General features: G+C 58.7%; 12 protein-coding genes and 1 pseudogene. 6 read left to right on the top strand and 7 right to left on the bottom strand.

The genetic code is table 11. The features are described from left to right. Nucleotides 1-13 precede the first annotated feature (13 nt). A complete protein-coding gene (locus LJD17_RS08380; protein WP_227383730.1) occupies nt 14-2,311 on the bottom strand; it encodes a NosR/NirI family protein in 2,298 nt (765 codons plus the stop codon). Between the two features lie 304 nt (nt 2,312-2,615). Between LJD17_RS08380 and LJD17_RS08385 the strand changes: the two genes are divergently transcribed. The 5 genes and pseudogenes from LJD17_RS08385 (at nt 2,616) to LJD17_RS08400 (ending at nt 6,007) form a co-directional block, all read left to right on the top strand. Continuing rightward, the gene (locus LJD17_RS08385; RefSeq protein ID WP_227383731.1) at nt 2,616-3,497 is read left to right on the top strand and encodes a ferritin family protein; all 882 of its coding nucleotides are present in this window, start codon (nt 2,616-2,618) and stop codon (nt 3,495-3,497) included. 578 nt (nt 3,498-4,075) lie between these two features. Further along, nucleotides 4,076-4,597: a TonB-dependent siderophore receptor gene (locus tag LJD17_RS08390; RefSeq protein ID WP_227383732.1), complete on the top strand. Its 522-nt coding sequence runs from the start codon at nt 4,076-4,078 to the stop codon at nt 4,595-4,597. A 233-nt stretch (nt 4,598-4,830) separates the two neighbouring features. Further along, nucleotides 4,831-5,151 (top strand): annotated as a pseudogene (locus LJD17_RS24005) (siderophore-interacting protein); the annotation flags it as partial. Nucleotides 5,152-5,166: 15 nt separating this feature from the next. Further along, nucleotides 5,167-5,475 (top strand): siderophore-interacting protein, encoded by a 309-nt coding sequence (locus LJD17_RS24010; protein ID WP_264478351.1) that lies wholly within the window; start codon nt 5,167-5,169, stop codon nt 5,473-5,475. A 250-nt stretch (nt 5,476-5,725) separates the two neighbouring features. Beyond that, nucleotides 5,726-6,007, top strand: a complete 282-nt coding sequence (locus LJD17_RS08400; protein ID WP_227383733.1) for a hypothetical protein — start codon at nt 5,726-5,728, stop codon at nt 6,005-6,007. A 130-nt stretch (nt 6,008-6,137) separates the two neighbouring features. Here LJD17_RS08400 and LJD17_RS08405 read toward each other — a convergent pair whose 3' ends face one another. Then, nucleotides 6,138-6,965 (bottom strand): nickel-binding protein, encoded by an 828-nt coding sequence (locus tag LJD17_RS08405; RefSeq protein WP_227383734.1) that lies wholly within the window; start codon nt 6,963-6,965, stop codon nt 6,138-6,140. A gap of 108 nt (nt 6,966-7,073) precedes the next feature. Beyond that, the gene (locus tag LJD17_RS08410; protein WP_227383735.1) at nt 7,074-8,153 is read right to left on the bottom strand and encodes a GlxA family transcriptional regulator; all 1,080 of its coding nucleotides are present in this window, start codon (nt 8,151-8,153) and stop codon (nt 7,074-7,076) included. Between the two features lie 169 nt (nt 8,154-8,322). On the opposite strand from LJD17_RS08410, the gene LJD17_RS08415 reads away from it, so the two are divergent. After that, entirely contained in the window at nt 8,323-9,747 is a 1,425-nt protein-coding gene (locus tag LJD17_RS08415) for an FAD-binding oxidoreductase (RefSeq protein ID WP_227383736.1), read from the top strand. A 337-nt stretch (nt 9,748-10,084) separates the two neighbouring features. Here LJD17_RS08415 and LJD17_RS08420 read toward each other — a convergent pair whose 3' ends face one another. The 4 genes from LJD17_RS08420 to LJD17_RS08435 are packed head-to-tail and all read right to left on the bottom strand — an operon-like array spanning nt 10,085 to nt 13,672. Next, nucleotides 10,085-10,975, bottom strand: coding sequence for an ABC transporter permease (locus LJD17_RS08420; RefSeq protein ID WP_227383737.1), 891 nt, complete (start codon nt 10,973-10,975; stop codon nt 10,085-10,087). Further along, the gene (locus tag LJD17_RS08425; protein WP_227383738.1) at nt 10,972-11,913 is read right to left on the bottom strand and encodes an ABC transporter permease; all 942 of its coding nucleotides are present in this window, start codon (nt 11,911-11,913) and stop codon (nt 10,972-10,974) included. The genes LJD17_RS08420 and LJD17_RS08425 overlap by 4 nt, the downstream gene beginning before the upstream one ends. After that, nucleotides 11,910-12,662: a glycerophosphodiester phosphodiesterase gene (locus LJD17_RS08430; RefSeq protein WP_227383739.1), complete on the bottom strand. Its 753-nt coding sequence runs from the start codon at nt 12,660-12,662 to the stop codon at nt 11,910-11,912. The genes LJD17_RS08425 and LJD17_RS08430 overlap by 4 nt, the downstream gene beginning before the upstream one ends. After that, nucleotides 12,659-13,672 (bottom strand): ABC transporter ATP-binding protein, encoded by a 1,014-nt coding sequence (locus LJD17_RS08435; protein WP_227383740.1) that lies wholly within the window; start codon nt 13,670-13,672, stop codon nt 12,659-12,661. Before LJD17_RS08435 ends, LJD17_RS08430 begins: the two co-directional genes overlap by 4 nt.

The raw sequence follows: 13,672 nt of genomic DNA on the forward strand, positions 1-13,672 counted from the left end.
ATCTCCTTCCTGTTTAAGAGGTCGTTGTCGGAACATCCGCTGTGGACGGCTCACCGATCGGTTTTCCCATGTGAGTGATGAGAGGCTTAGCGGGTCCTTTGCCGTTGTCTTTGTCCCCGCGCATAGAAGGAGACGAAAGAGCATCACGTTTCTCGCGCTTGAGACGGACTTGGATCATGTGCGGACAGCGATGATCGTCGTGATAGAGTTCCTGGCAGTGCATGCAGTAGATGCACTCGTTGACATTGATATGTCCTTCGGGATGGATCGATTGCACCGGGCATTCCTTGGCGCAGCGTTGGCAAGGAGAACCACATTCCGGCCAGCGCTTTAGCCATTCGAAAGTGCGGATACGGCCGGGGATCGCGAGAGCCGCCCCTAAAGGACAGAGGTATCTGCAGAAGAAGCGCTCGATGAACAAGCCGGCTGTCAGCAATGTCAGGGCATAGATGATGAATGGCCAGTCACGGACGAATTTCAGGATAATGGCTGTTTTGAAAGGTTCCACTTCCGCCAGGGTCTCGGCGAGGGCGACGGAATAGAACGACAGACCAAAAAGCCCGAGGAAAAGGATGTACTTGATTGGCCAAAGGCGCTCATGAAGACCCCAGGGCACGGTGATCTGAGGGACCTTGAGCCATTGAGCAATGTTGTTCAGAAGTTCCTGCAGGGCACCAAAGGGGCAGAGCCAGCCGCAGAACGGCCCGCGTCCCCAGAACAGCAGCCCCGCGGCGATCGCCGCCCAAAGAATAAAGATGAGAGGTGCTGCCAGGAAGAATTCCCAGCTGAAATGCGTCAGCAGCGAATTGGTGAAGGTCAGCACGTTGACTACGGAGAGTTGCGCATTGGCGTACCAGCCAAGCCACACCAGCGTGAAAGTCAGATAGGCCCGACGTACCCAGGTATAGAACATGGGGCGGCGTACCACGCTGTCTTGAAAGAAGAAGATCGCGGTAAGAATGAGAAGTGCGAGAACCGTGATGCCAATAGAAACGGTGTTCGTTTTCCAGATCTTAAGCCAGAGAGGCTCTTCGATGAGCCCAGCGGCGAGCACATCCACGTCGTTCAACGAGGGGGGTGTGATGGTGGAACTGGGAGTAGGCGGAGCCGTCTGGGGCCGAGCGGTAGCCGCCTGGACTTGATCCGAGGACACGACAGGAGCAGAAGGCTGCTCAGTGCGCAGATATGCTTCGGGCAGGGTGTAGCCGAGGTCGAAGGTCAAGAACGCCTTGTCGCGTGCGCCCACATTGCGCTGTACGAGCAATTGCAATTGCCAAGGCTCTGCGAGGTCGAGCTTGAAGTCTTCGGGGACGATGAAAAGGCCGATCTCGCGTATGTCCGGCGCGCCCTCTGCCGCGAGGGCTCCAAGGCGTGTGTGACTGCGATCGCGGAAGCGGGTGCTCTGACCATCCTGCAGCAATTCGATACGGTCGAATATGCCTCCCCGGACATAACCTGATCCCTTGAAGGAATAAGCGCCATTGCCGGCGACGATGATAGCCTGCTGGCCAGGTTTGAGGCGTGCTTTAAGCTGCTCATAGCCCGCATCCCCAAGCAGGCTTCGGCCAATGGTGGGGACGCTGACGGGCGCGAGATACAAATCGATGAAGATGTCGGACGGTTCGCCAGATTCCGGGTTTTCGGCCGCAGCCTGATTGCCGAATTGCGTAAACGCCTCATTGACTTCCCCAACGGTCGTCGACAGGCGGCGTACCGAGCCATCCCCAAGAAGAGACTGCCAATCGCGTATCTCGCTCTTAGTGGGATCAACCGTTTTTACAACAGCCGCTGCCTTGGCGCCGGTATCAGCCAGGTTCGCGGCGCCGAGACGATTGCTCCGGATGAGGCGCACGGCTGATCGCACGACGCTGTCGCCCATAACCAGAACCGTCACCGTTGCCCCGCTTACGATGTCCACCTGCGGCGGCCGCTCAGCTCCCGACGCGACCAACTTCATGTCCTTGCCGATCAGGGTATTCATCGCATCGACGATGCGATGCTCGGGGATGCCGATGAGAACGATGGGTTCCTTATGGTCTACGAGCTTGACCTTAGTTACGATTCCTTTGGTATCAATTCCGACAAGAAGATTAATCGCTTTTCCGGAGTACCCGGTCGCGTTCGTGATATCGGAATTGAGATAGACATAGCCGAGCAGACGGTCTCCCTGATAAGCTGGGACGAGTGGCGGGTCTCCCTCGGGGGAACCGAATCTGTCTGCGCCTGGGAAGAACTCGCCAGGCCGTGCTTTTGGCAGAAACTCCTGCACGCGGCCTGCCGCCAGGGTTTGTCCAGACCACAGCAGCAGCATCACGGTTCCCAACAAAAGCAGAAACCGTAAGGGTGGCAGACCCAAGTCCGGTACGGACCAGACAGAATATGGAAGATGTGACCGCGCCAATAGGGACCATCCAGCCTGAGAACAATGTCCCCAAGCGAAAAAGAGAAACGCCGAGAAACTGAAACGTTTTGTCATTTCCGGAGCCGGTTCGAGAACGAACCTTAAGCCTGAAGCTTTATGGAGCAGCTGTAAGAGGAGCTCATTGATCCAAGTCAAACTGCGAAGATGATATTCGTGGTTCAATCCCATCTCGTTCCACCTGCCGGAGCCGCAGATGTCATTATTGAGAGCTGAACCACCCGGGCCTGTGAAATCACTTCAGGAGCTCTTCGCTATTGCCTCCGCCATGGAACAGGAGGCAGCAGTTCGTTACGCCGAAATCGCAAACCGCATGAGAAGAGACGGCCAGCCTTCTCTGGCGGATGTGTTCGAACGCCTGTCCGTCGATGAGCGGGGGCATCTCGACAACGTCATCGAATGGTCACAGAAAACCAAAGGGGAATTTCCTGATCCGGCCCGAATTCGTTGGCAAATGCCCGAGACCTTCGACGATGAGGGGATAGCAACGACGGACCCACGACTGCTGGGCGCGTATCGGGTCCTATCGATGGCCGTGCGTAACGAGGAGCGGGCATTCGCTTTCTGGAGCTATGTCGCCGCCCACGCGGAGGAGACGGAAATCCGCCAAGCGGCTGAGAAAATGGCCCATGAAGAGCTGGAGCATGTTTCGATTCTCAGGCGCGAGCGCAGGAAAGCGTTTCATGGAGAACGCAGACAGCTGGGCACGGACCCGGAAGGTGACAACATCGGGAAAGGTCTTGCAACGTTGGAACGGACGCTTGCTGAATTGCTCGAGACTCTCGCAGGTGAAGCGCCAGACGTGGAAAGTTCGCGCCTTAGAGATTTTGCCAGCGAAGCAAGACGCCACGCAGATGAACTCACCCGATTGCCAATTTTCATAGATAGGGCAATTTCGCTTCGCCAGATATCAAACGATCCATTGGTCATCGCCGAACTGCTCGCCGACCGATATCTCGAAGCCGGAGATATTCTTCGCGATGAGAAGGACATGGAACGTGCGCAGGCGCTGGCCGGACACGCTATAGCCCGGCTGGCGTGGTTGAGATCCGATCTCCCAGAGCTACAGAGGCCCTGAAAGAGGCACATTCTGCCTGTCGCACAAGAAGCATGACCGATTGTTCCTGCAGAAGCTGCCGCGTAAATCCGTCGTGCTGACTGAATGAGAAGTCATCATGACACCAACAGTGTCATGGGTCATAGTCCGACTGTCGTTCCCTGATATTCGCGCTTCATCTGAAATGGCATTATTCAGCCTATCTTAGAAATCATCTAAGATATTGATATTATTTGATTTTTATAGATCGCCTTGTTATCGGCCTAGAACATGACAAGGAGGAGACGATCAACGGAAGAACCTGGGCTGCATGTAAGGCCCCCGGTCTCGATGCACTTCTTCTCAAAGAAGGTCAGCTAAGGAGCGGATGCTGTTCCATGAGCGTATGTCTTACGGAAGGTCTGGGCCAAAAGGTATGGGCAACGCGCGAAATTCAATCCTGGTTTGACAGGCCAGCCAGGAAGCCTCTTCTCCTTATATTGCTTTCGACGATCACATGAGCTGCTGCGGATCGAGTACAGGCCCAGCCCGAGCTGGTTCTTGACCCCGTCGAAGTTCAGGCCGAGGCTGAGCGCACTAGCGGTCCGGTTGACGGCTATGTGGCGCGGCGCAGCGAATCTGCAACCAAGTCCGACACGCCACTCATCGAAACGCCGCAATCCGTTACCGTTGTCACTCCCGACCAAATGGATGATCAGGCAGTACAGAGCGTTGTACAGGCGCTCCGCTATTCTGCGGGCGTTCAATCCGAAACAAGACTCTCATCCGGGCGCTACGACAGTGTTTTCATCCGTGGTTTCGGCGGCGGTGGCTCAAACGCCGGTTATGTGAACTTTCTGGACGGCCTTCACCTTCAACGTGGCATCAACTATCTGGTCCCGACAGTAGAGCCATATAGCCTCGAGCGTATCGAGGTGCTGAGGGGGCCTGCGTCGGTCATCTTCGGACAGGTTAAGCCCGGCGGCATCGTCAATCTGATCAGCAAGCGCCCGGTTGAGGAGCGTTTCGGTGAGGTAGAGCTTCAGGTCGGTTCCTATCAGCGCGGACATCTTGCGTTTGACGTCGGTGGCCCGGTGAACCAGGACAAAGCAGTGCTTTACCGCATTGTCGGCTTGGGCTGAGCCGGCGATACCCAGGTGGATTTCACCCGAGAGCAGCGCATTTACTTCGCCCCCTCTCTGACGTTCCGTCCGGACCCCGTGACCAAGTTGACGCTCCTTGCCTCTTATCAACGAGATCCTAAGACCGGGTTCTATGGCTTTATTCCAGCCGTGGGAACGGTGCTTCCAAGCCGAGGCGGGAGGATCCGTAGTTCGTTTTTCCCGATTTTCGAGTACTCACCGTCTGCGAGGTCAAAAATATTACTCCGTATATGCGCCGCATGACCTTCCGTGGAGAGGGCCTCGCACGCTTTGACACTCTTGCGGCGCTTCATGTGAGACTCTTTATTCCTCCTGCGGTGTTAGCGGAGCCGGTCTGGCCGATGCTTGGAAGAGATGGCCTGCTGAAGCTGCCTTCGGGGGATGAGCGGCCGGCCGTACGGAAATACACGATCAGAACGATCGATCCTACAGCCGGAACAGTTCAAATTGACTTCATGCTGCACAACGTCGCTGGGCCAGGTTCGATGTTCGCCGTGCGTGCCAAGCCCGGTGATCGGGTCGGTCTGGCGGGCCCGGGTGGGCGCGGGCTGCGCACGGCCGATTGCTATGCGTTTCTTGGTGACGAAACGGCGGTTCCCGCCGTCGCGCGCATGTTGGAGAATCTGCCGTCGAACGCGCGGGGCATTGCCGTGCTGGAAGTCGACAATGTCGGTGAGGAACAAGGCCTTATCGCACGTCCCGGAATCCACGTTCGTTGGTTACATCGCAATGGAGCCGAGGCCGGCACGACCACATTGCTTCAAGATGCCTTCTCGACCTTGATATGGCCCGATCATGACGTCCAGCTGTATTTGTGGCCGGGATGGAACACTCTTCGTTCAAGGCCGTTCGGATGACCGCTCAAGAGCATCCGCGTTTGCATAGAAACGACCGTCTTATCGTCAGCTATTGGCGGCATGGAAACACTGAAACGTAGCGCATCCCGAGCAAGTTGAAAGGTGCCCTCCATTTATAAGACTCGACTCCTAGTCGGTAAAGAAACTAAAACCCCGACAGAATCTTGGGAGTGAATGGAGGTTGGGTGCTCCTCCTGTTCGCGGCGCGATAGCGAGCGGTGCTCTCAAATAGAACCAGAAAGGTCACGGCATGGTTGTCCGTATTCTTGCGTCCCTCATTGTTGGTGCCATCGTTGGTATCGGTTGGATGTATATTGATCGCGTTCGCGGCGCGGAATGGGAAGTCTCACCTCAGCAAATCGCAGACGCCAAAGCGCAAGGCAAAGTAGGTTATGAAAGCCGGCCGGGAACTGTGGCGGTGTTGCCCATTCGGAGTGAGAAGGCGGATATTCTCCCCTTTAAATGGGCAATTGGTGGAATTGTTGCCGCGGGGCTTGCGTTCTCTGCATTGAAACGTAGGAAATCGGCTTAAGGACGAGCTCTGCAAGAGAGGAGGGAGAACCCTCCTTCCTCGGTTGCGCAAGAGGGGCTACCGAAATATATCGAATGCGGTCGTGCTCAACGTCAGCGTTATTTAGTTATAGCAAGTAGCGTTTAGGCGGTCACCCTGAATAGCTTACTTGCCATTCATACTCGAAAATCTGTGTCGGTTGTTGAAAGCCCTTGAGGTATCTCGAACCTCGATCGATGAATTTGAATATTTCTGCGACCTCCGCGCGAACATTTGGCGAAACAAGAACCTGATCGGAACCAGCTTCCATACACATCCGGGATGCGCATTGCACAGTCGATCCAAATAGATCGTGACTATCCTCCACGGGCTCGCCGCAATCTAACCCGATGCGGATATGAATAGGCTCCGCGCTCGCGCGGTTATAGTATTCGAAGGAGGTTTGAATTTCGCCCGCGCATTTCAATGCGGCTTCGCTCGAGTCGAATGAGCCCATGATGCCGTCGCCAAGGTGCTTGATCTCGCGTCCGTCATGATGGGCGAGCGCGCGCCGCACCAAGGCATCGTGGACGCGAACAAGTTCGGTGGCAGCTTTGTCGCCAAGCCGAACTGTCATCTCTGTCGATCCTACGATGTCGGTGAACATAATGGTGCGATGCGCGGATTCCTTATTTCGGTTGTCGGCTTGAGGAGAGGAGTGCGGATCGCTAATGCGTCCCAGAAACGCCTCCACTGTTGAGAGTGCAACCTGAATGACTTCGCCGGCTACGTGTCCATGGGCATCCTGATGAACCCGCTGGGCTGTCTCATGGTCTGGGGCATCGATCAGACAGAAGACGGTTCCCCGCTCTTCGTCGAACCAATAGGTCAGGAACTTGACCCCATAGCGATCCTGAATCGACAGGTCTTTGAGGTGCGCTTCCGCAACCTCCGTTGCGTTCGTGCCTTTCATGTCATGACGGTCTAGGAAGATTGGCATTGTCGTCTCCTTCCCGGTTTCCAACATGGCGGGCGAGCCTTGCTGATGGGAGATCATAACCTGTTGCGAAGGTCCTCGTATCCACCCGATCTGCCACATATGAAGTGACTAGAAGGTCCAGGACCCGCCGGCCGAGAGGCCACGCTTGGAGGCCCGCACGCCGTTCGGTAATCGGACATGAAGATGGCTCCCGAAGCGGTTTCGATATTCCGCGGGACCAATGCCCGTGTGGCGCCTAAAGAGATCGCGGAAGAACATGACATCTCCGTAACCAACAGCTTGGCTGACTTCCTGAATGGTTTGATGTTCCTCCTCAAGAAGCCTTTTCGCCATGTTCATGCGGATGGCATGCATATAGCTCAAGGGCGTATGGCCGGTTGCCGCCTTGAAGCGGCGAACGAAGTTTCGCGGACTCATGCCCACCTGCACGGCAATGGCGTCCAGACTGATGGACCGCTGGAAATGGGTGTGAATCCAGTCCTGAGCGCGCCGGATGCTCTCATCGCGGTGATCGGTGCGGAGCGCCACATCTGCGAAGGCGACCTGCCAGGTCCGCGGCATCTCCAGCAGGAGAGCCCTGGCGCATTCGCGGGCAAGATCGTGGCTGCCGAACCTTTCGACCAGGTAGAGGCTCAAGTCCGCGGCGGAGTTGACGCCGCCGCCGCAGAACACATTGCCGGCATCCGTTATGAGATACTCCGGTTGCCAGTCCACATGGGGAAACCGCTTCTGGTAGGTGTCGGTAAGCCCCCAGTGCGTGGTCGCTCGCTTACCATCGAGCAGGCCCGCTTCGGCCATGAGAGCGACACCGGAGCAGACCCCCGCGATCTTGGCACCCTCTGTAGCCCAGCGTTGAAGCCAGGGAATGACCGCGGCATTGCGCTCGATCACTGCGTCGATGGCATATCCCGTGCGCACCAGCGTCTCGAAGGGCAATCCGCCGGCAGGGACGAAAACGATGTCCGGGCGTTCTACGTTTTCCATGGCGCAGGACGGGATGAGCGAAACCAGCCGGTCCGTCACGGCCGGTTCGCCGCCCGGAGAAGCGGTGGTCACGCGGAACCGGGGGGCGGGGGCACGCCCGGTAAGCAGATTCCACAGTACGCCCGCGTTCCGGAAGATCTCCAAAGGGAGCAAGGCAGTCGAGGCGCATCCGCCATTGAGAAGTAGAACAGCCACATGGAGCATCGGAAATCTCCCCTTGGCAGTCTCGCCCCTCCAGTTTGTCATGATCGCCCGTTCCGGAACAAGGCCGATGTGAGGCAATTTAGGGCCACTCGCTTCCGGCCTGCGAAGGCGCGGACCGATCCGCCGGGCCCCGGCGCGGCCCTCAACCCTCCCAGCGAGGAGAGCCCAGATGACGCCCGTCTCGATTGCCACCGTCAATGGACAAGCTGCAACCATTCCGCCTGAGATCCTGTCGGCCCTCAAGAGCGGCTTGCGGGGCCGGACACTGACCCGGGACGAGGATGGGTACGACACGGCGCGCAGCATCTGGAATGGCATGGTCGACCGTTCGCCTGGGCTGATCGTGCGCTGCCATGGCGCTTCCGACGTCATCCAGGCCGTGAACTTCGCGCGGGAGCACGAGCTGGTCGTGGCCATTCGGGGAGGTGGGCATAACATCGCCGGGAACGCGGTCTGCGAGGGTGGACTGATGATCGACCTGTCGCCGATGAACTTCGTCCGGGTGGGCCCCACGGCCAAGCGCGCCTGGGTAGGGCCCGGCGCGACGCTGGGAGATCTCGACCGTGAAACCCAGGCATTTGGCCTTGCCGTGCCGACGGGGATCAACTCGACCACCGGGGTCGCTGGGCTCACGCTCGGTGGCGGGTTCGGTTGGCTCACGCGGAAATACGGTCTTACCATCGACAGCCTCGTCTCGGCCGACATCGTGACCGCCGACGGACAGCTCCTGACGGCCAGCGCCCGTGAAAACCCGGATCTGTTCTGGGCGATCCGGGGCGGTGGGGGAAACTTTGGGGTCGTGACGGCCTTTGACTTCAACCTGCATCCGGTCGGACCAGAGGTCCTGTCCGGGCTCGTGGTGCATCCGTTCGATCATGCCAAGGAGCTTTTGAGATCCTACCGGGAGGCTGTGATCAACGCGCCTGAGGAACTCACATGCTGGGTGGTGATGCGCAAGGCGCCGCCGCTCCCGTTCCTGCCGGCCGAGTGGCATGGGCGCGAGGTGATGATTTTCGCCATGTGTTACGCGGGTGACTTCGCCGAAGGTGAGCGGGCAACGCGGCCAATCCGCTCTCTCGGTCAGCCGATTGCCGATGTGGTCGGCCCCCACCGGCTCGTGGACTGGCAGGCCGCGTTTGACCCGCTCCTGACGACGGGGGCTCGCAACTACTGGAAGAGCCACGACTTCGAGACCCTTCCTGACGAGGCCCTCGACGTGCTCACCCAGGCCATCCGTACCCTTCCTGGGCCGGAATGCGAGGTCTTCATTGCCCAGATCGGTGGCGCCATGAGCCGGGTCGCGCCCGATGCGACGGCCTATCCGCAGCGCGCCGCGCATTTCGTCATGAACGTCCACACCCGCTGGCGCGAGAACAAGGATGACAATGCCTGCGTCGCCTGGGCGAGAAACCTGTTCCGGGCGACTGAGCCCTTCGCGATGGGCAGCGCTTATGTCAACTTTATCCCCGAGGATGAGACCGACCGGATCGAAAAGATTTACGGGCACAACTACAACCGCTTGGCTCACATCAAGGGACGCTATGACCCGCGCAATATGTTCCGGATGAACCAGAACATTCCGCCCATGCAGTGAGCGTCGCTTCATCTTCCGATGTCCGGCCCTGGTTCGGGCCTGCTGGAGGCGGGACGCTAACTCCCCTTGTCATTCCGGGACGGCCCTGCGGGCCGGGCCCGGAACCCATTGCCGCTGACGGCGCCGGAAAGGAACGCAGCGGCTGCCATAGCTCTCTATCTTGAACTGCCAGCACTTATGGGTTCCGGGCTCTCGCGATGCTCGCCCCGGAATGACAGAGCACCGCCGCTGAGTGTGGTGCTGGAACAGCGAGCACTATGAGGAAGAGTGCTGTGAGGGCTTGATAAATGAGGAGCAGTGCGGCTCACATCTCAACCTGCGAGGATTGCAGGTGAAATTACGATGAGCTTCCGCGCAAGGTCGGATCGAGGCGGTCTCTAATCCAATCGCCCAGGATCGAAATTGACATGGTCGTCAGGAAGATCACGGTGCCGGGCAGAACTGCGATCCACCATGCGGTCGTCAGGTAGGCGCGTCCGGCGCCTAGCATCTGGCCCAGGCTAGTGAGAGGCGGCCTGATTCCAAGTCCAAGAAAACTCAACGAGGTTTCCAGAAGGATGACCTGCGGAAAGTTCAGCGTGAATTGGACGATGAGCACGCTCATAATGTTGGGAAGGATATGCCGGGTGTAGATCGTCCATGGTGTGGCTCCGAGGGCCGTCATGGCAGTAGCATAACCCTGGCCCTGCGCCGAAATGACGACACCGCGTGTCAGACGGGCGAAGATCTCCCAACCGTAGAAGCCCATGATGAAGATGAAGAGCAGAAAGCTGCCGCCAAAAGCCGCGATCAGAGCGAGCGCGATGAGCATGAACGGCAGGGAGGCCTGCACGTCCGCCAACATCATGATAATTTCCTCAACCAGTCCCCGAAAGTGAGCCGCCAGGAAGCCCAGCATCGTCCCGACCAAGGCGCCGATCGCAGTGCCCCCGAGTGCCACGAGAATGCTGAACCGGATCGCGTAGATCAGGCGGCTTAGGACATCGCGTCCGAGTTCGTCGGTGCCTAGAAAATGGGTGCCTGTGCCGCCCAGAAAGATCGGAGGCGCCAAGCGATGACGCAGGGATTGGGCGCGGTAGTCATACGGGGCCAAAACGTCAGCGAAGCAGAAGATGCAGAAAAGGAAGACGATAAACAGCATCGCCAGCACGACAACGGCAGGGTAGCGCTGTCTGGTTTTAGTCGGAGCCGTACGGCCCCACCGGCGCCAGGGGAGAGCGAGGGTCATGGCCTCCTGCCTTCCTGCGGAACCGCCCGCATCCGGGGATCAATCAACGTATAGATGAAATCGACCGCGAAATTTGCCAAAACCATCGTGACGGCCACCATGATGAGAATGGCCTGCACGACGGCGAAATCCCGAGATGTGACCGCGCCTACGAGGAGGCGTCCGATGCCTGGCCAAGCGAATACGGTTTCGACGATAATCGATCCCGCCACGAGGTCGCCTAGCTTGAGCCCGACCACAGTCACGATGGGGATCGCGGCATTGGGCAGGGCGTGCCACAGGATGCGACGCAACCGTGGCGCACCCTTGGCACGGGACGCCACCATATATTGCTTGTTCAGCACCTCGAGCATGGCCGACCGCGTGAACCGCGCGAAGATCCCGGCGAAATGCGTGCCAAGCGTGATAACCGGCAGGACGAGATGCCATGCCGTGTCGGCCCCCGCGCTCGGCAGGACCCGCCAGCGGAGCGCGAAGAGGAGGATCAGAAGAATTCCCAAAAAGAAGTTGGGAAGGCTAAAGCCCAGAACCGCAAAGCTCATGACGAAGCGGTCGATCCAGCTGTTGCGGTTGAGCGCGGCAACGATGCCCAGCACGATGCCCAGTATCAGGCCGAATATGAAAGCTGTCAGACCCAGACGCAGAGTGTAGGGCAGGGCTGCCGCAATCAGATCCACGGCGGGCTTCTGGTCGGATAGGGAAAGACCGAAATCGCCCTGCACGATGTTGCCCAGATACGAGAGGTATTGCTCCCAAAGAGGCCGGTCGAGCCCGAACTTTTCGCGATAGTGAGCAATGACGGCCGGGGAGGCCTGATCTCCCACCAATGCCTCGATCGGATCGCCGGACAGGTTGAGGGCGATAAACGTGAAGGAGACTATGAGCCAAATCGTCAGGAGGCCCCGAACGAGCTTCGTAGTGAGCATTCCCTTGTTCATGTCGTTGAGCCACCCTCACTGTCGTCCGGTGCAGACATCGTCGCCATCCCGGCCAGCATCAATGGATCGTTAAGCAGGATGGCGCTGGGTCGGTGGTCAAGGATGCGCCGGAGACGGTCGCGAGTCGTGTCGCCCACGTCCAACCGGGTTCCACGCCCTCCTGCCGTTACCCAGACCTGCCTTTCCTTGAGAAGCGCCGCAGTCTCCGGCCGGTCGAGGTCACCCTCCCAAACCCTCAGCACGGTGGCGCCTGCGCTTTCGAATGTGTCTGCCAAGGTGTAGTCCGGCAGAAAGGCCAGGAAGGAAAGGCGCGGCTCAAGCCTTCGTGCCCGGCGCATCTGATCGGGACTGCGCATCCCGATCCACACTCGATCCTGCACCTGCGCCTCTTTGACATCGCGCACGATGGCATAGATGAGGTCTGACTCGACGGTCTTCACGTCGATCAACACTTTTCGCTCCGGTGCAACCTGAGCCAGAACATCGCGCAGCATGACAAGGCGCTCATTACCCGGAAGGACGATGCTCCCCAATTCCATGCTGGTGAGGTTCGCGACGGCCCGTTTATCCCCTGTAAGGCGTTCGAGGGTCGCGTCGTGGCATGACCAAACTGCGCCATCTTTCGAGAGACGTGCGTCGCTTTCGACGAGGTCAACACCCGCAGAGATCGCAGCGCGGTAGGCCGTGAGGGTATTCTCCGTATAGCGTGCCGAATAACCTCGATGGGCGATGACGAGAGGACGGGTCATGACGCGACTTTCAGCTCTTCCGCAAAGTGGCACCGCGCCTTGTGTGTGATGCCTTCTCCAGCAATGGCTCGGAGGGCCGGCATCTCGTGCCGGCACCGCTCCCGGGCAAAGGGGCAGCGGGTGTGGAAATGGCACCCGGCCGGCGGGGCTGCGGGGCTTGGCGGGTCTCCCTGCAGCACGATGCGCCGGGAATCATGCCGGCGCAACGCCATGGCAATATCTGGAATCGCCGACAGAAGCGCTTTGGTATAGGGATGTAGCGGTTCGTCATAAAGCTCGTCGGTCAGTCCTTCTTCGACGATCTGACCGAGATACATCACCGCGACCCGGTGGCTGAGCATCTTCACCACGCGCAGGTCGTGAGAGATGAACAGATAGGAGACACCCAGCCGCGCTTGTAATTCTTCCAGCAACGCGACGACTTTAGCCTGCACGGAGACGTCAAGGGCTGAGACGGGTTCGTCGCATACGATTAGGCTCGGCTTCAGGGTGAGCGCGCGGGCGATGACCACACGTTGTGCTTGTCCGCCACTAATCTCATGAGGAAAGCGGTTACCTAATTCGTGCGGTAGAGACACGGCTTCCATGAGTTCCGTGACAGCGGCCTCGCGCTCGGAGGGAGCGCCGATCCGGTGCAGGTCGAGAGGCTCGCGGATTTGCCGCCGAACGGAGAGGCGTGGGTCAAGAGCGGATTGCGGGTTCTGGAAAACGATCTGCAATTCGCGGCGCTTGGCGCGCCATTCCTTCGCAGACAAGCCCGAGAGATCTTGTCCGCGGAATGCGATTGCTCCGGTGGTAGGTTGCTCGAGGCCCACGATCATACGCCCTGTCGTGGATTTTCCGCATCCGCTCTCGCCCACAAGACCCAGTGTCTCGCCTGCTCGGAGCTGGAAGGTCACATCCTCGACGGCCTTGATGGTGGCGTGCTTCGAGGTCTCATGTCCCGACCCGAAATAACGCTTGAGGCCGGTGACCTGCAAAAGCGGGCCGGACCGTTGGGGTTCCTGCAT

This window comes from Microvirga rosea, assembly GCF_020595095.1.
Taxonomy (GTDB): Bacteria; Pseudomonadota; Alphaproteobacteria; order Rhizobiales; family Beijerinckiaceae; genus Microvirga; species Microvirga rosea.